Genomic DNA, 22829 nt, shown 5'->3' with positions numbered 1-22829 from the left:
GCAGAGTGTATATTTAATGGCCTATCTAATAAAGTAGCCAATCGGTAACCAGGTCTCTTCCGTTTTGCTCAGAGTGAGTGTTTCAGTGACGTTCTTTTTATTTTTAAAGTCAGTTTGAAACTGAATTATCAAATACTCGCCGTCGTCTACGCCGGGAAGGGAAGAATACGCTTTTGATGACAGTTTAATGCGGGAGACTACAGCACCTAATGGCGAGCGCGCTTTGGTTAAGGCAGCATCCCAATTAGCTTTAGAAAGTTGAGACTGAAAAAAAGGGGCGGCTTTTTCCCAGCTTTCGGAGTAATTACCCGCATCTATAACTTGCAGCCAAGTTTTTGCATGAGAAATTGCAAGAGATTCAGGCTGTGAATTTGTCTGCGATGCGAAAGCAAATAATTGAAAGCTAAAAAGAGTAAGTGCTATTGATAAAAGTGTTATTTTCATTGCGTTAAATTCCATTTTTACTATACAAAACAGATACGAATTCAAGTTGGTGGTATGCCATAAATGCATTCTTGATGTGGGTTATTTGCGCAACCTCATCCCTGAATTACGTTACTAATATCCACCCGCTGTTTATGGGGGGAGACGGCTATGATAGTAAACAAAAAGCGTTTAAAACTTCAACTCTTTAGTAGAAAGCTTTGACTTTTTTTTTCTTTTTCACGGGGCCTTGTGAGAGAGGAGAGCGGACTTACCGATGTGTTATTCGCTGATACCAAAATGAAATTGTGTTGTCGTATACACAGGGTTTCTACTGGTGTTCGAATCTGAGGGTTGATAACTCATATGTTTGACAGCTTTAAGCCCTTGGTCATCCCAAACGCCTTCAGGTACCGATTCTACTATTTTTGGGTTAAATACCTCGCCGTTAGAATCAATCAAATACCTAACCTTTACATGGCCTTTGGGTCGCTTTGCTACATTCATTGGCGATGAGAAACTAAAAGATTGTGATTTCATCTCCCAATATTGATTTAGATTTTCGGATTGAACTTCCACTGCCTCTGCCGAAAGGTTTGGCGTTGAAGCGCAGCCAAAAAAAAGTGTAGCAACAATAATTACAATAACATTTTTCATTAATATCCTTATTTTCAAATCTTAAGTTTTAAAGAACCTCGATAACGTATGAAGCCACATGAACACTAATGACGAAGCCGTTCTGCGTGTGCGAGTTCCAGTGAACAGCGCGAGTGTTAACAAGATTGTTAGGTGCGTAGCTTGAAACTAATAAAATGTTTCTGCCTATCTAGCGTTATAAAGCTCATAAATACAAATGTGGGCAATAGGATAAGCCATACGCCTTCTAAGAAAAAGACTAGCGGCAAATATAATACAGTTGAGAATATTAGTTTTTTAGGGCGTGACCAAGTGACGTAGCTAATTTGAATCCATTTAGGCTCAAGTATCATTATCGCCGCTATACCTAAGCATACAGAGATAACGACAAGTGTGCCTATAGTGATGATATCCATTTCTATCTCCGCATAGTCTATAAGTTGTATGGTAATCAATCGATTTGATTTGTCAATTAACGGGAAGTTAGGTGCCTTTAATGGTTTGTGATACGCAATTTGCCACACTTGTGGCGCATTACTACAGTGTGATAGCGAACCGATAGGAGACATATTATGGCAACCTCGAGCGTAAGACTAGACCAAGATCTAGTTGAGAACGCTACGATTATGGGCAAAGCACTAAACCGAACTATGCCAAAACAGATTGATCATTGGGCAAAGATAGGTGAAATGATGGAAGCTAACCCTGATTTGCCCTACGAATTCGTGAAAAACGCGATCTAGCCTTTCTTCGCCTATACAAATTCAAGATGGTCAAGCAGTTAACTTTACTTGGTTACAGCTACGAGGATGGCACTGTAATACTTGAGTTGATTGCACTTGGCTTTCATGAAAATTTTTATCGCGATGTTAAAAAGTTATTCTGACTAATTGCGTATAACGCCTCAATCAGCCGACGCGTTAGCGGTCGGCTGGATTGATTTGTCAGGATCTTTTTTGGTTAGTAAATATACCCCCAACCAAATAAACCAAACAATTTGGGATACACCAAATATTTCCGTGAGGAGATCGTCAGGATAAATAGTTGCAATGCCCGCAACACCTACAAAACAACCAAGAGAATTCAGTGCGCGAAGCAGCCAGCCCTCTTTCATAGCTGCAATGCTAATCAATAGAACCCAAAGCCCACCAACTATTTCATTCCCTCCACCTAAACTTCTAGTAATTACTGAAACGGTTGTCCACATATCCAGAGCTTTCTCTGGACTTTTATCCATTAGCTCGATTGCATGAGAAAGTCCAATATTCGAGATCATGCCACTCGCAATTACAAGACCAACCCAAATGACACCAAATAAAGAGCCAATTGTAACTGCTGGGTTATTTGTGTGTTTGAGTTTTTCGTGTAAGCCAACAACGAGTACGGCGAGAATAACTCCGAAGACAACGTAGATTAGGAAATAGATCATTGAAAATGGAAGCTGGATTTCTGCTAGGTAAGTCATCTGCTCTACCGGAGTACCATCCGCGGGGTAGGACAAAAATGCACCAAAGTATACGAAAGCTACTATATAGATTAGCCCTTCAGAAATAGCTGCGATTCCTGCTAATTTTTGTAGACGTTTCATTCGATAAAACTCCGTTTATTGTAATGCTAACGCCCCGCATAAACGGTAGCTACTTGTTGGCTATACTTGCGCGCAGCGCGAGCCAACGAATAGGTGTCGGCACGAGCGAAGCGAGTTTTAATGCGTTTGTTAGGTTTAACACCTTTCATTATTATTAACCATGTTTGTAATGATGGCAGGTTTGAACTGTGAGTCACCATCTCGTAGATCAATTTCTATTAGTCTACCTTTTTGTAATTGTCCCCGAAGTTCCTCGTGAACACACAAGGTTCAGGATTTCCATTTTCCAATTGTTACTGATTTCTTGTCTATTGGGGCGTTTATAATCAGTTAATGAAAGATCCGTACCGTCGGAATAGGTAAAGTACAGTTTTATTACAAAGTTATAAGTGCTCCTAGCCTCGTAAATAACATTTTCTAACTCAGGCTCGAAATATTGTTTTAATGCTTGCTTATACTCTTTTTCTTTCCATTGCGGATAGTTTCCAAAAAACATAACGAACAAGAAGGAAAACATGATTACTCCAAAGATAACTAAGCCACCCTTTTGTCCCCAGAAGAGCAGAATCTTTTCTATTGTTTTGTCAAACTGGTGATGTTCCACAAGAACCTAACGCCGCAAGCAGAGGCGCAGCTTTGCTGCGCCCTGCTGACTGGCCTTGTTATGAATTGTATGCTTTGTTCGAGGTGATTTTCGCAAGACCTTTGACGACTTTGTAGATTGACCAAATCCAAACGGCCAACAATATGAAATAGCCTACAACCACAAATGCCAAAATAAAGCCTAATATTGAAAGACCCAGCCCCCACCAGAATGTTTTGATTATATTTGAATAATGATCTTCAAATATTGTTCCTTGAGCATCTCCCTTCTTAACCATTGCCCAAATGGCACCAACAATCCAAAAGACACCAGTAAACATACCGACGACCATAAGACCGTAGGCAATTAGGGCATTTGTTTTTGCAGCATCGTCTTTTGTAGATAAAGATTGTGGTGCTACGGTTGCTTCTTGAATATCTGACATTGATTTCTCCTTTGCTGTCAGTTTAATGAAATTCATAACGCCCAAAGCAGCGGCGCGCGTTAGCGCGTCTAGCCCGCAGGGCGATGCTGCCTTTGCTTGTTATGTTTATTTACCTGTGGTTCGTTCAATTTTTTGCTTGCCACTATAAATACACATTGCAGAGTTATAGTCGTTGTAAGCAATTTCATAATTAAAGTCACAAAAATATGCAGGGTGCTTTGTTGCCACTGCATCTCCTGCTTTACATTTATCTTGCATACCCTCTACTAGCGAATCATTGTTGGCTCCCAAACATGCCTGTCCAGTTGTGCCGTCGTTGCAGCCTGACAAAGCTAATAGAGCAAGCAATGTTAAAGATATTTTTTTCATACTTATATTCCCTTATAGATTTGATTTGTAAGTGAAAACATAACGCCCTACTTAGGGGTGGAAAAACATGGGTTAAAATTTAGGAGCGAAGCGACGCAGCCCATGAATTTGCGTCCCAGCGAGCCTGCGAGCGGCTACAGCAGTTTGTTAGCTGCACTATTGCTATTTAAACAGTTCGACGACAGCATTTGAAACGATGCTCAAACTTGTAGTTTTAATACTAGAAGAGAAAATTTCCTTAAAGGAGTTGCTATCTAGGCTGCTAGGCTTTTTATTTATAGCTCGAAGTCCTCGTTCTGAAATTGAAACATTCAGATGATTGCTATCTAATCCATGATCTACAAGGTATCCCTCACGGATTAACCAACTCACAGTATCGTGTACTAAATCATCCATGGCTTCTTCGTCAATTTCCCAGGCATCGTAAAATTTCGAGATTCCACTAACGATGTTAGAAGGTTGAATATGTGCTATTGACGGGAATGAACTGCAGCACTCATGAAATATTTCAAAAGTAGCTAAGTTAAAGTATTCAAAATTTTTCATAAAACTTCCTTGTGCACCTAACGCCCTAATTTGGCGGCACAAACGCCTGGGCTATAATGCGAAGCAGCCCGCGGGTTTGTGTCCCCAATATTTGATTGTTATATGCAAAAATACACTTAATTGCTAGTGGTGGATTGGATATCATTCTTTACCACTAGGACAATTAAAAAAACGATTGCTACAGGCGGTAAGAGAGCAGTGAAAAAAGCTATTACTGCTGTAAGAATAGGTGTTTGAGTTTTTCTTTTACCCAAATAGTAACCAAGTACAGCCATTATAACTGCCAGAAAGATAACAACTTGGCCGAAGAGTGTTGCATTTATATTCATTGTTCAAATTCCTTTTGCTTATAACAGTTTACGAGACCCCAAACCGATCTGTCTACACATACCATTATGAGATTCTTGTTTATTTATCCATATTGTTATTTTTACTATAACTCACTAGTACACAAAGTAAATTATGATTTGTCGCTTTTTATACAAGTTTTAAAAACACCAAAACGGGGGGCAGGTGCTTTTGGTGTTTTTAACGCTGGTTTCTTTTTTTTCAAAACTATAAAACCGCTATGTGGCAAGTGAAACTCACATAGGCATCATTGAGGTTTGGTGTGGTCAAGCCATGGGCGAGGGAGGATGGGATAAAAAAAGCCGCGGCGTTGTTAAACGCGGCGGCATTTCATTTAGCTTAAACTGTAGTTTATACTGTTATACTTAAATAGCCTTGGGCTACAGAACAGAAACCAATGCTTTTGCTAAGGTTTCAACATTGTTTTTGTTGATTCCAGCAATGTTTACCCGGCTTGAATCAACAAAGTACACGCTATGTTTCTCTCTCACTTCACGTACTTGCTCAGGGGTAATACATAAGAAAGAGAACATACCTTTTTGGTTGTTTACAAAGCTAAAATCTTTAGGCGAGCCATTGTCATGAAGATTCTTCACTAGCAATTCACGTAGTGTCTTCATGCGGTCGCGCATTTCGTTAACCTCAGACACCCATTCATTGTTAAGAGCTTCGTCAGATAAAATTAAGTCTACCAATGCACCGCCGTAGCTTGGTGGCATAGAGTATATTGCGCGTGCAATAGATTGAATTTGCCCTTGAGCTATTTTACGGGTTGCCGTGTCTTGCGTAATAATAGCGGCTAAACCAACACGTTCGCGATATAAACCGAAGTTTTTAGAACATGAAGCAGCAACAATCACTTCTGGAAGATTTTCAACCAAAAGGCGCATACCGTACGCATCTTCTTCTAACCCTTCGCCAAAGCCTAAATACGCTACGTCGATGAAAGGTAAAAATTCGCGTTCTTTAGCAACAGCTAATACTTCGTCCCACTGTGCATTAGTTAGGTCTGCACCCGTTGGGTTATGGCAACAACCATGCAATAACACAATGTCGCCTTTTTTAACTTGGCGAAGCGTGTCCATCATGGCGTCAAAGCGGATGCCAGCAGAGGCTTTATCAAAATAGGGGTAGGTTTCAATTTCAAGGCCAGCAGAACCAATAAGTGGAATGTGGTTTGCCCAAGTAGGATCACTTACCCATACTTTCGCATTATCGTTACAACGTACTAAAAGCTCTGAAAGAATACGAAGTGCGCCGCAACCGCCTGGTGCTTGCACAGCAGCTACGCGATCTGCAAGAAGTACTGGGCTATTTTTCCCAAGTAGTAGCGATAACATGCCATCAATAAAGCCCTGATTACCCTGAGGCGTAATGTATGTCTTGCTGGTTTCACGCTCTAACAGCAGCTTCTGTGCTTTTGCAACACTTGAAAGAATAGGGGTATTACCTTGCTCGTCTTTATAAACGCCAACACCTAAATCTATTTTATTTGGGTTGGTGTCTTCTTTATAAGCAGCAGAAAGGCCAAGAATTGGATCTGGGGCAAGATAGGGTAATACTTCAAACACGATATATCCTCACTATGGTGTGCAAATGGTGGTTTGCAGATAATAATATGCAAATAATAGCAGGCACGCATTATGCCATTGATGATAGAAAAAACGACACCTATTCGCAGAAAATATCTCAAATTCTTTATGAAATTTTGTAAACAGCGAAAGAGTTATTCTACAAACTAGTTAAATTGTGAATAAAAACTCTCGAGTTTGTGTAATTTCTCCGTCTTCAGAAAAGGAACGTTCTTTAAAGGTCAGCTCGCCGTTTGTGTCAACAAGCACTATGGTAGAGGTTCGCGTGCCGTATTCCTTTATATTGATAAATATGGAAGAAAGCGCTTTTTCCCACTCATAACCAATACCTGTATCCGGTAATTTTTCATCCTCTGCTTTAATCTCTTGTCTTAGCAGTGAAAATAAATCTTCTGTGTTGATAGTGTTGTGCTGCGCAACGTAATGATTTAGTGCAGACACCCCTTGAGTAACTTTAGGCCAAGGGGTAATGATGTCGGCATTCGATAGGCCAAATACGCCTTTATCAATACTATGCTCGCTATTATTCACATTGTTATAAACACACAGCGATTGAGCATCACCAAATACTAAATTGTATCCGCTGTAGTTGTTTCGCGAGTGTTTTAATGCATCTAAATACTGGTCTGAGGTAAGGGGGGTATTCTCCAATGTATTACTTTTTAGCCAGTGTGTTACCAACTCACCACGAGAGACGGCATTAGAACGAACTGCATTAGGCGAGCGCACGTTGGTAATAGCCGCTATTCTGCCTTCCCGAGTTACTCCCATCCAGGTGCCGTTTGCCTCAAGATCTTTCCCGCCCAGTAAAAACGGAGCATCTGGCCAATAGTCTGCTGGTAAGGTGGGGCGTGCGTAAAACTCGTCCCTATTGGCCGCAATAATCAGTGGGTATTGCGGGTGTTTGTGTCGTGCAATAAATAAAATACACATTAGAAAACCCTTATCTTTAATCACAACCACAACAGTGCTTTGCACTACAATACTCACGTTTTACGCGTGCGAATGCTACGACCATGGAATTGCGATTTACTTTTCTCTATTCTTAACATATTGGGCAGTATGAGAATAATAAAAATGAATAGTAATTACCCTTATGATAAAGCTGGCTTAGAAATAGGTGATATGCAAATAGATAAGCATGTTCCGAGGAAGTGGCCGCATTGGTTGTCGTCCTTCGCAGCATTTGTATTAACAAAGCGGGGCTGGCGTGTTGAAGGCGCTTTTATAAATCAAAAAAAAGCGATACTTGCTGTGGCTCCCCATACATCAAACTGGGATTTTTTCATCGGCGTATTTGTGCTTTTTTCCTTAAGATTGAAATTAAATTTTTTTGGCAAACACACCATTTTTGTTCAGCCACTTGGTTATATCGTGAGAAAACTAGGTGGTATTCCTATTAAACGCAGTAAAGCACATGGCGTGGTAACCAGTATTGTTGAAAAGATTAAAAGTGCAGACGAGCTTTTATTAGCGTTAGCGCCAGAAGGTACACGCAGCGCGATATTTCCCTGGAAAACGGGTTTTTTACATATCGCCAAAGCGGCTAACGTTCCCATTCAGCTGATTTCGCTAGATTTTAAAACAAAAAGAATTTGTTTTGGGCCGGTAATTGAAAAGGTCGAGGACGTCGATGAACAAATGCAAACAATTTATGCATTTTATGATAATGTTTGCCCAAAATACCCAGACAAATGCATAACACGGTCTCTTTAGCAGTATACGAGTAGTTTTTTAAAGCGACTACCTGCTGTGGCCTTGCTGAGGCAAGGTGGAGTGACCTGCAAAGTAAATTTTAACACCGGAGTTTCACCCGTGACAAAACAGGGATTCACTACCCGACAGGTCCATGCCGACCGCAGGCTCAATACCCCAGAACATGGCGGCGTTCATACCAGCACATCAAATTCTGTACTGTTTGAGTTTAAAGACGCCCAAGGCATTATCGACGCCTTTCAGGGTAAGCGCGCTGCCCATGTCTATTCTCGCTCTTCTTCACCCTCTGTAGCGGCGCTGCAAAATATGCTTAACGAATTAGAGGGTGGAGTGGGTACCCTGTGTTTTAGCACTGGCATGTCGGCAATTAGCAGTACATTGTTTGCGCTGTTAAAGGCGGGTGATCACCTTATTGTTAGTCAATATTTGTTTGGCAATACGCGTAGCTTTTTTGAGACGTTAAAAGATTTTGGTATTCACGTTACGTATACAGATGTTACCGATATTGAACAAGTTGTAGAGGCGTATCAGCCAAATACCAAAGGTGTCTATACTGAAACGGTGGCTAACCCTGTTACCCAGGTTGCAGACCTCCATGCAATAGGACAGTTTTGTGAAGAGAAACACATTCTCTTCATGGTTGATAATACCATGACGCCTCCGCCGCTTTGTTATGCGAAAGAATTCAAGGCGTCTCTTATATTCTGTTCTTTAACCAAATACATTGCTGGTCACGGAAATGTACTTGGCGGTGCGGTTACCGATACCGGCCATTTTAATTGGGAGAAATACAGCAATATCAAACCTGCGTACCAGGTTGCTGATAAAGCACAATGGGGAATAACTCAAATAAAGAAAAAAGGGTTGCGCGACTTAGGTGCTACCCTTGCGCCAGAGTCTGCCACTGCAATAGCTGTGGGTATGGAAACGTTAGGGCTTAGAATTCAACGTAGCCAACATAATGCCTTGAAGCTCGCCACGTTTTTAGATAATCACCCGGGTGTGTCTCAGGTGTTTTACCCTGGGCTGGCCGACCATCCACAACACTTTATGGCGCGCGAACAGCTAACGGGTGGATATGGCGCTATTTTAAGTTTTAATTTGGTCGATGGGGTCGACCCCGTTTCCTTTTTAAATGAAATGGAGCTAGTAATTTGTGCCACGCATTTGGGTGATAATAGAACACTGGCGTTGCCAGTAGCCCCTACTATTTATTTTGAAAATACCGCTGAAGAGCGTGAGAAGATGGGTGTATCGGATAATATGCTTCGTATCTCAGTAGGTATTGAAGACACCGATGATCTCATTGCTGATTTCAGAAATGCGCTACATGCAGTTTCGAGCTAACTTGGTAACACTTTAGGTATATCGATACACACTAAAAAGGGGCATAAGCCCCTTTTTGTTTATCTAATTACTTGGTGTTTGCAAATCAGTCGTCTATCAATGGCGACTGCTCACCATTATTTAGAATTTATTCGAAACCAAGCGTTACTTGTCCACGAATTTCTCCAGAAGGAAATGCATCTGAATGAAAATTTGTGTAATAGCCCGCCGCCTGCATTGTCATCATTTGGTCAGCTGTAAGCGCTGTGCCGCTTGGCACAGACCAAACGCCATCCATACCTTCAAGACCTAAAATGACAGCACCATTGGCACCAGCAACACCTTCATGAATGTGAGCCATGTTGGCAGTCATACCGGTTATGGTAACGCTACCTGACAACGCACCTGTGGTGGTATTCAACGTAAATGCACCTGCGCCAGTCGCTGCAGTATCAACAGCTGGAACTTCCTGAGCACCGGTGGCTACAATGCCAAATACCTGAATGTTGTCTGGTGTAATTTGGCCGCGGATCTCACCGCTCGGATTGGCTTCTGTGTGCACATTCACATAATGTCCGCCAGAGAGCAATTGCGCCGCGGTTGCTTCATCTAGTGGAACATAACCCTCTGTCATCCACGTACCTGCGGTCATTTCGCTTTCTACTAACGCTACAACAACGCCTCCGTTTTCGCCTGCAAATCCGCTGTGGATGTGCGCCATGGTTGCATTGTCTATCGTTGTCGCGGCAACAAGGTATACAGAATCTGTAGTGGTATCAAACAGGGCATAGCCGGAACCAGATGCCATGGTATCTACCGCAGGAACAGATTGATTGCCACTTAGTGGAAAAGTCACTACGGCTGTTGTATCTGGCACGATTTGCCCACGTACTTCACCACTAGGGTTCGCTTCTGTATGCACATTTAAATACCATTCACCACTCGTTAATGCGTCTAAGTTACTTGGTGAGATGTTAGTTTGTGCAAGTTCGTATGTTCCATTGCCTGCATCAGTAAGAGGAAAGGCTACGGGCCCATTCATACCAAGCCCGCCATCGTGCACATGAACACCAGTTACGTTAGTTAAACCCGATACATCAACGCTTACGCTAAATGCTGGCAAGTCTTCATCAATCTCAACCACTGCAGAAGCTGTAGACATTGTGTCAACTGCTGGTACCTCTTGTGACCCACTTAGGTTTACATTATAGGTCATGTCTGCATTGAATGCGGGTGGCGGTGGCGCTAAACCGTCTAATAGTGCTAATTGAGGAAGGTCGCCTTCCATGTCACCGTCCAACGCGATTGTGGTATAAATGCTGCCATTTTCTAAGCTAAGCACACCGGTTTCTATTGCGGCTGTTTTTGTACCAGTAGGAGTTACGGTTACCACGTAATCGCCTTCTGCCAGGCTTACATAACCGGTTTCAGCTAAATCTCCAGTAGAATAAGCAATATCACTGAAAGCAGGCTCGACTGCATCAATTTCACCGTCAGCTGTAACATAAATATCAACGTTCCCCGCACTTGGTGATGAATGAACAATGCGTACCTTGGCCTCTGTTGCAACAGAACGTGGCATATCTACAAGTACATCTAACTCTGGCGCTGCTAGCGTGTTATTGGCAATTGCGGTGTAGGACATACCGATCTCAAGTGTAAGTTCGGCATCATCAACAGCAACAATACTGTTATCAGCGTCAGCTACCACGTCGATTAGGTAATCACCTGGTGCAACCGATAGATAGTCTGTAGTACGAGGGAATTGGATTCCATCAACTAACACAATCTCATTGTTGGCTATTACGTCCACTGCTGGCGCGTCACTAATACCGTGCACAACGCGAACGTTTGATGGTGTTGCAGCATCCCAAATCTTAACGCTACCTTCGCCATCTGCAACTACTAATGTGACAGGAGAATCCCCTGTACCAACGTTATTTGTAGCTGCGATAAGTAAATCTGCACCATCGGTCAGCTCTACTGTACCAGAATCATAAACGACGGTAGTTTCGCCCGCTGGCGTGATGCGGATTTGATATTCACCAGCCGAAACTTGCGTAAGGCCTGTAAAATCGGTGAATTCCGCGGTTACAAGCGGTTGCTCTGCGGTAATATCAGTACCCGGTGCGGTAACATATACGTCAACCGTGGGTGCTAATGATGCAGCGTGAACAATTTGTACTTGTGCATTGCCCGCTTCAACGGCTGTCTCTGCGCTGGTTACCGGAAGCAGTGCCAGTGTGCTATCACCTACATTACCGACAGCAAAAACGTCATAATTAGTGTCTGCTTCTAATGTAAGGTCAGCTTGTAACACTTCAGCGTTATCGCCGGGTAGAATACCTGTTACACCAATATCGTAGGTTCCAGTCTCAACTTCAAATCGGGAAGAGGCTACTTGGTAATCAACGTTTTCTAAATTATTCAGTATTGCATCATTCGCTGTGATATTGACCATGGGAGCGTCGGATGCAGCATGTATTACTCGCACGTTGGCGAATTCAGGTGGTGGTAATGGTTGCTCTACGGCATCGTCATCGTCATCTGAGCAACCTAATAAAAACAGGGGAATAACTGAAAAAGCTAAAAGAGCTTTGGTCCTTCTCATCGGTGTATCCTCTAATTGATGTAAGACCCTCAACTTTACGCCTTCATTTTATTCACAGATCATTAACGAAATTAACATTAATGAATTGTAATACTAAAGTTTAATATTCCCGCGAGTTTTGCTGAGTTTTCAGTACGTTTTTTTTAATTTATTTTCCATTGTATCAGTGGTTTAAGGTGTTTTTTTGGGCCTTTCGCTTTGTCGGTGAGTTTTAAATATGTACAGTTAGCAATGTATCGTCGCACTTTTATGTAAAAAATATTAAAAAAATGGTGCGGTGATTGAACTATGTCGAAAAACAGTGGACTAAATTACTGTAGTTAGAGAAAACGAAATTGAGTTTGTTTTCTGAAATGTGTGTTCCAAGTTGAGTGTGTTTGTTGCCCCGCCTTTGTAGCGGGGCTTTTTTATGGGCTTCGCGCTCGAAAGCTGTGAAGCAAATACTACTTACTCGTTAATTAAAGCTTCAACGTCTGCAACGAAACTGTCATCAGTTGGTTTTGTTGAACTTGGATAATGGGTGATCTTCGTTCCCGTTTTGTCGATAAGGTATTTGTTAAAGTTCCAAGAAGGCTCTTTGCCAGTAGCCGCTTTCAGCATACGATACATGGGGTCGGCATCTTCTCCGCGCACGGCAGTAGGTTCAAACATAGGAAATTTTACGCCGTAAGTAAGTTCGCATAACTCTGCGGTTTTACCTTCATCTTTCGCTTCTTGATTAAAGTCGTGAGAGGGAAAACCTAGCACAACAAAGTCTTCATCTTTATATTCACTGTATAGTGCTTCTAGTCCTTCAAACTGTGGCGTAAAACCGCAATAGCTTGCAGTATTTACTACAAGAACGGCTTTGCCAGCGTATTCGTCGCACAAATTGACCGTTTCCTGTGAGTTAAGTTTACGCTTCATAAATTTCAAAACACTAGGACATTCGTTTGCCATTGCTGGCTGAAAAAGTAGTGCAGCAACCGTAAAAACGCCCGCTGATATTTTTGTTAGATTCATTTTTCTCTACCCTCTGACATAAATTAATTATTATTCGCTTGCGTGTAACACACTTCTTATACGCGCATTACACGCAAAATGGAGCATTAATATTTATTACTTGAGTGCTTACATTCAGGCCGATATTTGCACAGCAAATCTCAACACATCACATGCTAGTAAGCTTTTGTTGCGTTTGTTGCACATATGTTAAAGACGAACGTTGACGACACTATAAGCCCTTTGCGTATAATGCCGGTGGGTTTCACACAACAATGATGAAAAAAATGAAAAAAACTAATTCTTTGCTTATTGCCGCAAGCGTAACAATTGCACTTGGTGGTTGCGTAAGCACCAATACTAAAAATGAAACGACTGCGGTGTCTGCGTCTAACACCATTGTTGAATCGGTAACGCCACAAACAAACCTTGCATCAGCATCTGCCGCGTCGAAAAACGGTGAGATAACGTTAAAACAAATTATGTCCGATCCGCAGTGGATAGGAGCCTTGCCCACCAATATGGGGTGGTCGGTAGATGGTTCAGCCATTGTCTTTGAAAGAGAGCGCGAGAACAGCGCTCTCAGTGATGTGTATGTTATCGATAGCAATAACGTAGGAAAAGAAAGCAAAGCGCCGCTAGCCGATATGCACACATACCGATATGACGAACGGGTTGAGAGAGGCGATGGTGTTGTTGCCTTCAGATTTAAAGACAGTGTCTATGTGCAATTTACCAATGGTAAAACGGTACAGCTTACTCGCGGCGGTAACCCGCTTTCTACGCTATCGTTTATGACCGATGGTCGCCTCATGGCAACAAGTGGTAATAAGTTTATCGCTATCAACTTAGAAAACGGCACTCGGGAAGAGTTGGTCAGTTGGGTTTTCGACGACGCTCCAACAGCGGTTAACCCTGCTAAGGATTATATTGCTGAAGAGCAGCAATCACTTATCGAATACATCAAGCTGCAAAGGCAAAACCAAAAAGACCGTGACGCGGCAAATAAACAGCTGGCCTCGGTAAATACAGCTGTTGCGCCTTCGCCTTTTTACTTTGACAAGTCTCATCGCCTTGCGGGTATAAGTGTGTCTCCAGCGGGTAATTACGCTGTGGTAGCCACCACTGAAAGTAAACCTACCAGAGATGATAGCGATATCATGCCGCATTATATTCAAGAAGACAGTCGAATAGCTGCGAAGCCAGTAAGACAGCGAGTGGCTGATGCAGAGCCTGAGAGCCACGATTTATGGCTATTGAATTTAAAAACCGGCGAAAAATCTGAGCTTAATTACTTTAATCTACCAGGCTATAACGACGATGTGTTGGCAGACGTAAAAGCAGAAAATGCTAAGGCAAACGGTGAAACTTATGAAGTGAACCGCTTGCCCCGTCCCATTAAGTTGTTTCAAAGCTGGTATTGGACAAAGCCTTCTATTCGCTGGCACAAAAATGGAAATGCTGTAGCAGTTATGCTGGAGGCATGGGATAACAAAGACCGCTGGATTACTACCGTAGATTTAGAGGGCACAAGCCTCGACAGTCAACACCGCCTTCATGACGACGCTTGGGTTAACTATCGTTTCAACGACTTCGGTTGGTTAAATAATAGTGAAACGCTGTATTATCAATCTGAACATACAGGTTACGCTCATGTGTATTTGCAAAAACCGGGAAAAAAACCGGTAGCGCTAACCAAAGGCAATTATATCGTTGATGATATCACTCTCAGCAATGACGATAATTATATCTATTATAAAGCAAACAGTGAGCATCCAGGTATCTACGAGATTTATCGAGTTGATACGCAAACAAAAGCAATTGAAACGCTTACTAATTTAAATGGCATAACAGATTACTCATTAAGCCCAGATGGCGACACGCTACTTCTCAGTCACAGTAAAGTTAATCGTCCGCCCGAGCTTTATGTTAAGCCCGCAGAAGCTACAACCGTAGCAAAGCAAATTACATCGAGTTTAAGCGAAGAGTTTGCTTCGTTACCTTGGGCTGTGCCTAATGTTGTAGCCATAGAGTCGTCGCATACCGATGCACCAATTTATGCTCGCGTTTACTTACCTGAAGGATACGACAGCACTAAGAAAAATAGGGCCGTAGTGTTTAATCATGGCGCAGGCTATTTACAAAATGCCCACATGGGGTGGTCGGGCTATTTCCGTGAGTACATGTTCCACAGTATGCTGGTACAACAAGGTTATGTAGTGCTAGATATGGATTACCGTGCTTCTGCCGGGTATGGCAGAGATTGGAGAACGGCGATTTATCGTCAAATGGGCACGCCAGAGGTGCAGGATTTACGTGATGGCATCAACTATTTAGTGGAAAATGCTAATGTAGACAGAGAGCGCATCGGCACATATGGCGGTTCATACGGTGGGTTCCTAACCTTTATGTCTATGTTCACAGCGCCAGATTTATTTGCCGCTGGTGCTGCATTAAGACCGGTTACCGATTGGGCTCATTACAATACGCCGTATACATCTAATATCCTCAATACGCCTGAAGTGGATCCTATTGCCTACGAGCGCAGTTCACCTATTTATTTTGCAGAAGGGTTAGAAAAGCCGCTGCTGATAAATGCGCCTATGGTTGATGACAACGTCTTTTTCCACGATACCGTTCGTTTGGTACAACGGCTAATTGAACTAGAAAAAGAAGACTTTGAGACAGCAATATACCCTGTAGAGCCGCATGGCTTCGTTCAGCCAAGTTCATGGTTAGATGAATACCGTAGGATCTATAAGTTATTTGAAGAAAACTTGTAGTCGTATTTACCATTCATAAAAAAGCCCAACACTCGTTGGGCTTCTTAAGTTAACGCACTAGGGGCTCGCAAAGGGCCCCTTTTTGTGGATGTGCTTATTTGTAATTATTACCGAGTGAAAAGTGGTAAGTGAGACGCAGGGCCAAGAGAGATTAAGTACGCTTAGCCGTACTTATCATTAGAAGAAAAATAATTAATCCGCCCACTGCACCAAACATATGGGCATCAACAGCAACTTTTGCATCAATCAGCTCAGCAACTTGTGCGCTACTGCCATTGTATTGTTCGTAGCCCACCTTAATCGCAATGCCTACAAGTAATAGCCAGCCTGATGTCATTTTTTCTTTGATATCCATACAGGCGCCCCACACGAATAAACCGTGTAACGCACCGGATAAACCCGCATACCAAATGAGGTTTTCTGAAAAGAAATAAAGGCCAGCGCTGGTGGCTAGGCAACACCAAACAAACACTTTTAAAAATCGAGTAGGAAGGTAGTGTTCGCCGTGTAGTGCCCAGAGTAGAGTTAATCCAACAATATTTAGCAAAAGGTGATAACCATTTGTATGGACGATATTTCCAGTAATAAGGCGCCACGTATCCAAACCCTGAATAGCGTAGCGGTCGTAAGCTAGCCAATCACTTGATTGAGGTTCAAAGAAGAAGGCAATAAACGAGCACAAGGCTAATATTAAAGGGCCTGCACTGTACTTAAACGAAAACGGCAGTGAAATCATTAGCGATAGTTATTTTTTTATTTTGAGTTTGGTCGCTATGATACAGAAAATTACCCTACGGGTGAAAACAGATATTTACCCGAATAATAAAAACTCGACAGGAAAGGATAAAAAATGTCTTTGATATTAGTAGAGAGAGCTCAGCAAACGCTAACTATTACCATTAACAGAGCGGATAAAAAAAATGCGCTCACCCGTGAGATGTATCAACTCATGGCCGATGCGATTTTAAGTATCAAGAACGATGGTGTGACAAAAGCGGTTGTAATAAAAGGTAATGGCGACTGCTTTACTGCGGGTAACGATATTAGTGACTTTGCGGCGAAAAAAGAAGGCGCTCAGGTACCTGAGACAGCAGCGTTTATGCGATCTCTTATGACCTGTGCTGTACCTGTTATTGCACAGGTGCATGGTCTAGCAGTAGGTATTGGTACCACTTTACTTTTACACTGCGACTTTGTTTATGCCGCACGGGATAGTAAATTTGTTTTGCCATTCATTAATTTAGGCCTTGTTCCTGAATATGCATCAAGTTATCTTTTACCTAAAATGGCGGGCCACATCAAAGCGGCGCAGTGGTTAATGCTCGGTGAGCCTTTTTCCGCTAACGATGCCTATCAATTTGGCCTTCTTACCGAGATAGTAGATGAGCAAAACATTGCGCATGCAGTGGCGTCTACTGTTGAGAAATTGGTTAGTAAACCGAGCTTTGCGCTTCTTCAAACTAAAGCGCTCTTAAAAGGCGAAGCTGAGGATGTGACTCAGCAGATGAATGCCGAGTTTGATATTTTCCTTGAGGCGCTTACCATGCCTGCAGCGCAAGAGGCATTTGACGCATTCCTTAAGAAGCGCCCCATCAATCCAGAGAAATTTAAATAAGAGGAAACACTATTTTGAGGTTCAGTTCTTTCTTTCGCACATCGTTATTAGCATTTGCGGTAACCGGTGTTTTATCTACGACGTTACAAGCAAAACAAGCACGAGAGGTTGGAGAGCCAGAAGCCGCCACGGGATATGTTGAAAAGAAGGCTTTTGAGGCTAATGACTATATGGTTGTTGCAGCAAACCCTTATGCTTCTTGGGCCGGAAAGAACATTATTGAAAAGGGCGGAAGCGCAATTGATGCGGCTATAGCAATTCAATCTATGCTGACATTGGTCGAGCCTCAATCTTCGGGTATTGGCGGTGGAGCATTTATTCTCTATTGGGATAATAAAAACAAAGTGCTGCATACATTTGACGGCAGAGAAGCAGCGCCAAAAGCGGTGAATTCACATTGGTTTATTGAGGGTAATAAGCCAATGAAGTGGATTGATGCAGTGGTTGGTGGCAAGTCAGTGGGAGTACCTGGAGCGGTAAAAGCACTGGAACTAGCCCACGGCGAATTTGGGAAGCTGCCATGGAACACGTTATTTGACGACACCATCACCACAGCTCAAGAAGGTTTCAAAGTATCGCCTCGGCTGGCAAAGTTAGTCGCTCTCGATTATCACCCCGGTTTAAAAACGTTTCCCGCAAGCGCAACTTACTTTTTCCCGGCAGGAATGCCGTTGAAAGAGGGGGCAATACGAAAAAACAGAAAACTAGCCAAAACATTGAAGGGCATTGCTGAAAATGGCAGCGATTATCTTCTTAAAGGCGAACTTGCCGAAGAGATTGTGGCCGCAGTTAATTCTGCTGACATCAATCCAGGGCAAATGTCGGTAGACGATTTAGCTAATTACGAAGCGAAAAAGCGCAGCCCAGTTTGCGGTACATACCATGAAAAGCGTATTTGCGGCATGCCACCGCCAAGTTCTGGTGGCGTTAACGTTTTTCAAATTTTAAAAATGTTAGAAGACAAAAATATTGGTCAATATCCTCTAAACTCTGCAGAGTTTGCGCATTTATATACTCAAGCAAGCGCGCTCTCCTACGCTGACAGAGAAAAGTATATTGCCGATAGCGACTTTACCAACCTTCCTTTCGCCGCAATGATTAACACAGCCTATTTAGAGCGAAGAGCAGAGGGAATAAGTTTAGAAGAGCGCTGGCATCGTGCAAGAGCCGGTAATCCTTATGCGGGAACAGAGATTGCTATGGGGACCTCCATGGAATTACCGAATACGTCTCATGTATCTATTGTAGATAAAGAGGGTAATGCGGTTTCGATGACAACAAGTATCGAATTCATGTTTGGTTCGGGCATTATGGTAGGTGGTTTTCTACTCAATAATCAGCTAACAGACTTTTCATTTTCGCCTACGAAAAACCGCTTCCCTGTTCCTAACCGGGTAGAGCCGGGTAAGCGTCCTCGCAGTGCAATGAGCCCAACAATGGTATTCGATGAAGAAGGCGAATTAGAAATTGTGGTGGGCTCGCCAGGTGGTTCAAGAATAGTGAGTTATGTCGCACAAACTCTTATTGGTATGTTGGATTACGGGTTAAATATTCAACAGGCCATAAATCTTCCTAAAATAACCAATAGAAACGATTACACAGCGCTCGAGAAAGGCACCCCCATTATTGGTCTAGAAGAGCCGCTCAAGGCGTTGGGTCATAATGTCAAAGTGATAGATCTGAACAGTGGGTTACACGGCATTCAGGTCAAATCAGGTAAGTTGATAGGTGGCGCCGACCCTAGAAGAGAAGGGATTGCAGTTGGGAAGTAGCGAAGCTAGCTCAACATAAAAGCTAATCGAGATCCAAATAAGTATAGAGCGGTTCGCAGATGGCTTATTGCTCTATACTTTAAATACGGTGTCACTAAAATTTAACTTGGCAAAAGGAAAGCTTGTAACATGGATTTTTTATTGAACGTTTTAATATGGGTAGGCGTTGTCATTTTCGCTGTTTTCTTTATTGGTTTTTTTGCAGCAATGAAACTCAATAGGCGCCAAGACGACAACAACAATAACAAGCCTAACCCGTAAGCCTTTCCATTTTGTGGTTACTTCTCTAAGTCGTAAGCCCTAAATGCGTTGGGTAATAGTTCGCCAATGGTTGTTTCAAGTCTTTCACCGGTATTGGTTATCATGGTTACTGGGGTGTCATCGCTGGCAAACTCTGCAATCTTTTGTCTACAGCCACCGCAGGGAAAGCACATATCTTCATTAGGACTTGCAATAACGATGTGAGCGATACGCTTGTGTCCATTAGAAACCATACTGCCAATTGCTGAAGCTTCTGCACACTGACCCAAAGGGAAGGCGGTATTTTCTACGTTGCAGCCTGCAAACATATCACCAGAGTCAGTTTCTATAGCGGCACCAACTTTAAAACCAGAGTAAGGGGAATGGGAAAAACGCTGTGCGTTAAATGCAAGTTGTGACAGTTTTTCTAGGTTATTTTTCTTCATAGCTACCTTTGTTACCCGCCTATTACACTTTACTTTTCTCACTAAATGCGAGAAGGTTGCGGCATCAACGCCGCGCCAGGTGTGTACTTTTTATACCAGCGGATTTTTCTTTTTTTACAGAATGCTTTTTTACCATGCGCAGAAACGTTAGTCTCATCTTTTTTTTCCTAATTGCTTGTATTTTAACCGGTTGTGCGCAAACACAGCCAGAAGTTAAGCGCAGTCAAATGGGTAACCTCCTACTGGCCGAGCCGGCGCCCGCGAACCCTCGCTCGCAAATGGCGATTGCTCGATATAATCAGATATTAACAAGCGCTGCTTTATCTGACGGAGATAAAGCAGAATTGCATTTTCAGCGCGGTATGTTGTACGACAGTGTGGGCCTTAATGGCTTAGCGCAGTTCGACTATAGCCAAGCAATAAACCTAAAGCCAGACTACGCAGAGGCGTACAACTCCATTGGCATTCACTATATTCAACAAAACGATTTTATTCAGGCGTATGAAGCGTTTGATTCAACGCTTGAGATAAACCCAGACTTAGACTTTGCGTTTTTGAATCGCGGTATAGCGCTTTATTACGGTGGCAGAGCAGAGTTGGCTACCAGTGACCTAGCGGTATTTCTTAAAAAAGACGAAAAAGACCCGTTCAGAGCGCTGTGGTCTTATTTTGCAAACTATGAAGTATCACCTCAACAAGGCGCAGAATATTTAGCGTCGATAAGACCTTTATTAGACAACGGACACTGGGCTACTTCACTTGTTGATTTGTTTTTAGGTGTTGTTGATGAAAATACGGTACTTAATTCATTACTAAAAGGTATCGCAAGTCAAAAAGCACTTACCGACCGTTTGTGTGAGGCTTACTTTTACTTAGGTAAGTACCATAGCCAAAGGGGAAATAAAGGCATTGCCTCGAACTATTTTAAATTAGCGCTGAGCACCAATGTTTATGACTATGTTGAACATAGATACGCACGTATAGAGCTAAATCGATTGCGTCAGCGAACCGACGATGTGTCGGTAGACAGCGAATAGTTCGTTTAAACAATGCGCGGTTTATTCTTGGCAGTGCTTGCACTGCTTGTTGTGGCGGGTGATACAAGCCGCTACATCCCTCAACTGGTGTTTAATGCCAACGCCATCCTTGCTAGTACGGACCAAAAAAGCACGAGCGATGTTGAGGCAGATCACATGCGAGCGGCGTTTTCATTATTGTGGCGTGCCGCATTACTGCAAGCCCGCGAAGAAAGCTCCCAAGAAGCTTCTCAACAAAGCGCTCCTTCTGCTGTGCAAGCAGATGCCAGCGCAGAACAATTACTCGTAGCCGCGTTAGAGAAGATAAACGCCCACAGCGAGAAAGAAAGCGCTTCTGCTGATTTAGTAGCGTTTCCAGAACTACCAAACAATATTGAAACCACAGAAATCGCTACGCAACAAGTTAATCAAAACGCTGAGCGTAATCACGCAAGCGATGCTTATCCATTAGATACCGAGTATTGGCTGCAAAAGTTGGTGACGCTAGACAACGCGGATGCGGCCTGGTTGCTCTATCAACAAAAAGGCAGTGACGGTACATCAGAAGAGTTCATGGCGTTAGCAGCTAAGGGAAACGTGCCTGAGGCGCAATTGGCCTATGCCATGTCGTCGCAAAACCCTAAAAAACGAGAGAAATGGTTGATTCGTGCGGCAGAGCAGGGCTATGTGCCTGCTCAGGCGGCTTTGGCCGACTGGTATCTTCTGCATGATGAAAATGCGAAAGCAAAGCCTTTACTTGCTGTAACAGCCTCTTTAGATATGCAGAGCGCGTTCAAATATGGCCGTTTGTTATGGGATGACGGTGAATTTAACGAGGCTAAAAAATACTTAAGTGAAGCGGCTCAACTAGGACAAACGCAAGCAAAAGATGCATTGGCCATTATAGAGCGCTATTCACCTACAACGCTTAGCAATATTAAACCGTATAACTGGGGCGATGAGGGGCGCTGTTTACAGCGAATTCAACCTTTTGCTTCAACGTTAGCCACTATGACTAGGGCAGATAGCTTTTATCGTAAATTTAAAAACGATGACAGGCTTGTATCGCTCTCGCTCTGTGTTGCACCTCCAGTATGGCTTCAAAAAGACGTACTGAAATGTACCGACAGCTTTAACAATAGGAATTTGTTGGGATGCGACGTGACACCTTTAGCAAGCATTGCCAAGAAGCGACAGTTCAGTCACGCGGTTATTGTTGCCAAGCAAGGCAAAGCAAACGTGCAAAACGGTGTCATGTATTTGGATATCGGCGATACGTATTCGGTTTTTGTGCATGAACTTGCTCACTTTGCAGGTTTTGCTGATGAGTATCCGATAGCAAAAAGTATGGCGACGAAGTTGTGTAATACACAGCGTATAGGCGACTTTGCGCCGCCAAATTTGGTTATCGATAGCCCCAATTACTACTCACCCATAGAAACCGTTGCTCGCTGGTCGGCAATCGACCCGAATACAATTGTTGCAAAGGCAAAAACCTGTGAAGGACTGGCGCTGAAAAGTTATAAGCCAAGTCGGCGTATTACATTTATGGAACACCACGATTCCGGCGTAATACCGCCACTCTATTTAGTGTTATGGCAACAGCAATTGGAAAAGCAAGAGGCTCAACGCCCTATATCAATGAACTTTTTTCAGGCGTTTCATCACAAAGGCAATCAAAACGAGGCCGCTTACTGGCTAGCTACCTACGAAGCGTTTGTTGCTAAGTCACAGTCCAATTAATAATTCATAATTGCATAGCCGCATAATTGCGTTCTCACGTATCTACGATG

25 protein-coding genes are annotated in these 22829 nt (G+C 42.9%); 10 read left to right on the top strand and 15 right to left on the bottom strand.

Going from position 1 to position 22829, the window contains the following annotated elements:
* Nucleotides 1-21 precede the first annotated feature (21 nt).
* From GTW09_RS01400 to GTW09_RS01390, 3 genes are all read right to left on the bottom strand, one after another.
* The gene (locus GTW09_RS01400) at nucleotides 22-444 is read right to left on the bottom strand and encodes a DUF4019 domain-containing protein (RefSeq protein WP_163109414.1); all 423 of its coding nucleotides are present in this window, start codon (nucleotides 442-444) and stop codon (nucleotides 22-24) included.
* A gap of 261 nt (nucleotides 445-705) precedes the next feature.
* Nucleotides 706-1080, bottom strand: a complete 375-nt coding sequence (locus tag GTW09_RS01395; protein ID WP_163109412.1) for a TonB family protein — start codon at nucleotides 1078-1080, stop codon at nucleotides 706-708.
* Nucleotides 1081-1208: 128 nt separating this feature from the next.
* Nucleotides 1209-1628 carry a hypothetical protein gene (locus tag GTW09_RS01390; protein WP_163109410.1) on the bottom strand — a complete coding sequence of 140 codons (420 nt, stop codon included), beginning with the start codon at nucleotides 1626-1628 and terminating at the stop codon, nucleotides 1209-1211.
* A 3-nt stretch (nucleotides 1629-1631) separates the two neighbouring features.
* Between GTW09_RS01390 and GTW09_RS01385 the strand changes: the two genes are divergently transcribed.
* Nucleotides 1632-1802 (top strand): TA system antitoxin ParD family protein, encoded by a 171-nt coding sequence (locus GTW09_RS01385; RefSeq protein ID WP_163109408.1) that lies wholly within the window; start codon nucleotides 1632-1634, stop codon nucleotides 1800-1802.
* Nucleotides 1803-1828: 26 nt separating this feature from the next.
* Nucleotides 1829-1945, top strand: a complete 117-nt coding sequence (locus tag GTW09_RS01380; protein WP_163109406.1) for a type II toxin-antitoxin system RelE/ParE family toxin — start codon at nucleotides 1829-1831, stop codon at nucleotides 1943-1945.
* 18 nt (nucleotides 1946-1963) lie between these two features.
* Here the strand turns inward: GTW09_RS01380 and GTW09_RS01375 are convergent, their stop codons facing one another.
* From GTW09_RS01375 to GTW09_RS01340, 8 genes are all read right to left on the bottom strand, one after another.
* Nucleotides 1964-2647, bottom strand: coding sequence for a DUF4386 family protein (locus GTW09_RS01375; RefSeq protein ID WP_163109404.1), 684 nt, complete (start codon nucleotides 2645-2647; stop codon nucleotides 1964-1966).
* 223 nt (nucleotides 2648-2870) lie between these two features.
* Entirely contained in the window at nucleotides 2871-3251 is a 381-nt protein-coding gene (locus tag GTW09_RS01370) for a hypothetical protein (RefSeq protein ID WP_163109402.1), read from the bottom strand.
* A 58-nt stretch (nucleotides 3252-3309) separates the two neighbouring features.
* Nucleotides 3310-3675, bottom strand: a complete 366-nt coding sequence (locus GTW09_RS01365; RefSeq protein ID WP_163109400.1) for a DUF4870 family protein — start codon at nucleotides 3673-3675, stop codon at nucleotides 3310-3312.
* A gap of 105 nt (nucleotides 3676-3780) precedes the next feature.
* Nucleotides 3781-4044, bottom strand: coding sequence for a lipoprotein (locus tag GTW09_RS01360; RefSeq protein ID WP_163109398.1), 264 nt, complete (start codon nucleotides 4042-4044; stop codon nucleotides 3781-3783).
* Nucleotides 4045-4206: 162 nt separating this feature from the next.
* On the bottom strand, nucleotides 4207-4590 hold the full coding sequence (locus GTW09_RS01355) for a hypothetical protein (RefSeq protein WP_163109396.1): 384 nt from the start codon (nucleotides 4588-4590) through the stop codon (nucleotides 4207-4209).
* Nucleotides 4591-4706: 116 nt separating this feature from the next.
* Entirely contained in the window at nucleotides 4707-4919 is a 213-nt protein-coding gene (locus tag GTW09_RS01350; protein WP_163109394.1) for a hypothetical protein, read from the bottom strand.
* Between the two features lie 399 nt (nucleotides 4920-5318).
* Nucleotides 5319-6509 (bottom strand): amino acid aminotransferase, encoded by a 1191-nt coding sequence (locus GTW09_RS01345; protein WP_071979054.1) that lies wholly within the window; start codon nucleotides 6507-6509, stop codon nucleotides 5319-5321.
* Nucleotides 6510-6680: 171 nt separating this feature from the next.
* A complete protein-coding gene (locus GTW09_RS01340) occupies nucleotides 6681-7463 on the bottom strand; it encodes an NRDE family protein (RefSeq protein ID WP_163109392.1) in 783 nt (260 codons plus the stop codon).
* 144 nt (nucleotides 7464-7607) lie between these two features.
* Here GTW09_RS01340 and GTW09_RS01335 point away from each other — a divergent pair, with 144 nt between their 5' ends.
* Together GTW09_RS01335 and GTW09_RS01330 are read left to right on the top strand one after the other, a co-directional pair.
* Nucleotides 7608-8246, top strand: coding sequence for a 1-acyl-sn-glycerol-3-phosphate acyltransferase (locus GTW09_RS01335; protein WP_100971595.1), 639 nt, complete (start codon nucleotides 7608-7610; stop codon nucleotides 8244-8246).
* A 99-nt stretch (nucleotides 8247-8345) separates the two neighbouring features.
* Nucleotides 8346-9593: a cystathionine gamma-synthase family protein gene (locus GTW09_RS01330; RefSeq protein ID WP_163109390.1), complete on the top strand. Its 1248-nt coding sequence runs from the start codon at nucleotides 8346-8348 to the stop codon at nucleotides 9591-9593.
* Between the two features lie 127 nt (nucleotides 9594-9720).
* Here GTW09_RS01330 and GTW09_RS01325 read toward each other — a convergent pair whose 3' ends face one another.
* Both GTW09_RS01325 and GTW09_RS01320 read right to left on the bottom strand, forming a co-directional pair.
* The gene (locus tag GTW09_RS01325) at nucleotides 9721-12183 is read right to left on the bottom strand and encodes a CHRD domain-containing protein (protein ID WP_163109388.1); all 2463 of its coding nucleotides are present in this window, start codon (nucleotides 12181-12183) and stop codon (nucleotides 9721-9723) included.
* A 447-nt stretch (nucleotides 12184-12630) separates the two neighbouring features.
* Nucleotides 12631-13185 (bottom strand): glutathione peroxidase, encoded by a 555-nt coding sequence (locus tag GTW09_RS01320; protein WP_100971599.1) that lies wholly within the window; start codon nucleotides 13183-13185, stop codon nucleotides 12631-12633.
* Nucleotides 13186-13451: 266 nt separating this feature from the next.
* On the opposite strand from GTW09_RS01320, the gene GTW09_RS01315 reads away from it, so the two are divergent.
* The gene (locus GTW09_RS01315) at nucleotides 13452-15947 is read left to right on the top strand and encodes a S9 family peptidase (protein ID WP_163109386.1); all 2496 of its coding nucleotides are present in this window, start codon (nucleotides 13452-13454) and stop codon (nucleotides 15945-15947) included.
* A gap of 151 nt (nucleotides 15948-16098) precedes the next feature.
* Here the strand turns inward: GTW09_RS01315 and rrtA are convergent, their stop codons facing one another.
* Nucleotides 16099-16683 carry a rhombosortase gene (gene rrtA, locus GTW09_RS01310; protein ID WP_071979782.1) on the bottom strand — a complete coding sequence of 195 codons (585 nt, stop codon included), beginning with the start codon at nucleotides 16681-16683 and terminating at the stop codon, nucleotides 16099-16101.
* 114 nt (nucleotides 16684-16797) lie between these two features.
* Between rrtA and GTW09_RS01305 the strand changes: the two genes are divergently transcribed.
* The 3 genes from GTW09_RS01305 (at nucleotide 16798) to GTW09_RS17665 (ending at nucleotide 19595) form a co-directional block, all read left to right on the top strand.
* Nucleotides 16798-17562 carry an enoyl-CoA hydratase gene (locus GTW09_RS01305; RefSeq protein WP_163109384.1) on the top strand — a complete coding sequence of 255 codons (765 nt, stop codon included), beginning with the start codon at nucleotides 16798-16800 and terminating at the stop codon, nucleotides 17560-17562.
* Between the two features lie 14 nt (nucleotides 17563-17576).
* Entirely contained in the window at nucleotides 17577-19334 is a 1758-nt protein-coding gene (gene ggt / locus GTW09_RS01300; RefSeq protein WP_163109382.1) for a gamma-glutamyltransferase, read from the top strand.
* A gap of 129 nt (nucleotides 19335-19463) precedes the next feature.
* Nucleotides 19464-19595, top strand: a complete 132-nt coding sequence (locus GTW09_RS17665; RefSeq protein WP_275407034.1) for a hypothetical protein — start codon at nucleotides 19464-19466, stop codon at nucleotides 19593-19595.
* A gap of 17 nt (nucleotides 19596-19612) precedes the next feature.
* Here GTW09_RS17665 and cdd read toward each other — a convergent pair whose 3' ends face one another.
* Nucleotides 19613-20020 (bottom strand): cytidine deaminase, encoded by a 408-nt coding sequence (cdd, locus tag GTW09_RS01295; RefSeq protein WP_163109380.1) that lies wholly within the window; start codon nucleotides 20018-20020, stop codon nucleotides 19613-19615.
* 134 nt (nucleotides 20021-20154) lie between these two features.
* On the opposite strand from cdd, the gene nlpI reads away from it, so the two are divergent.
* Both nlpI and GTW09_RS01285 read left to right on the top strand, forming a co-directional pair.
* Nucleotides 20155-21057 (top strand): lipoprotein NlpI, encoded by a 903-nt coding sequence (nlpI, locus tag GTW09_RS01290; RefSeq protein ID WP_163109378.1) that lies wholly within the window; start codon nucleotides 20155-20157, stop codon nucleotides 21055-21057.
* A 12-nt stretch (nucleotides 21058-21069) separates the two neighbouring features.
* Complete coding sequence (locus tag GTW09_RS01285; RefSeq protein WP_163109376.1) at nucleotides 21070-22779, top strand: SEL1-like repeat protein; 1710 nt, start codon at nucleotides 21070-21072, stop codon at nucleotides 22777-22779.
* Nucleotides 22780-22829: the final 50 nt, after the last annotated feature.

The sequence above is a fragment of the Alteromonas hispanica genome (assembly GCF_010500915.1).
In the GTDB taxonomy this organism is placed as follows: domain Bacteria; phylum Pseudomonadota; class Gammaproteobacteria; order Enterobacterales; family Alteromonadaceae; genus Alteromonas; species Alteromonas hispanica.
Note: the sequence above shows the minus strand (reverse complement) of the source record. Positions and strands in the feature narration are given on the sequence as shown.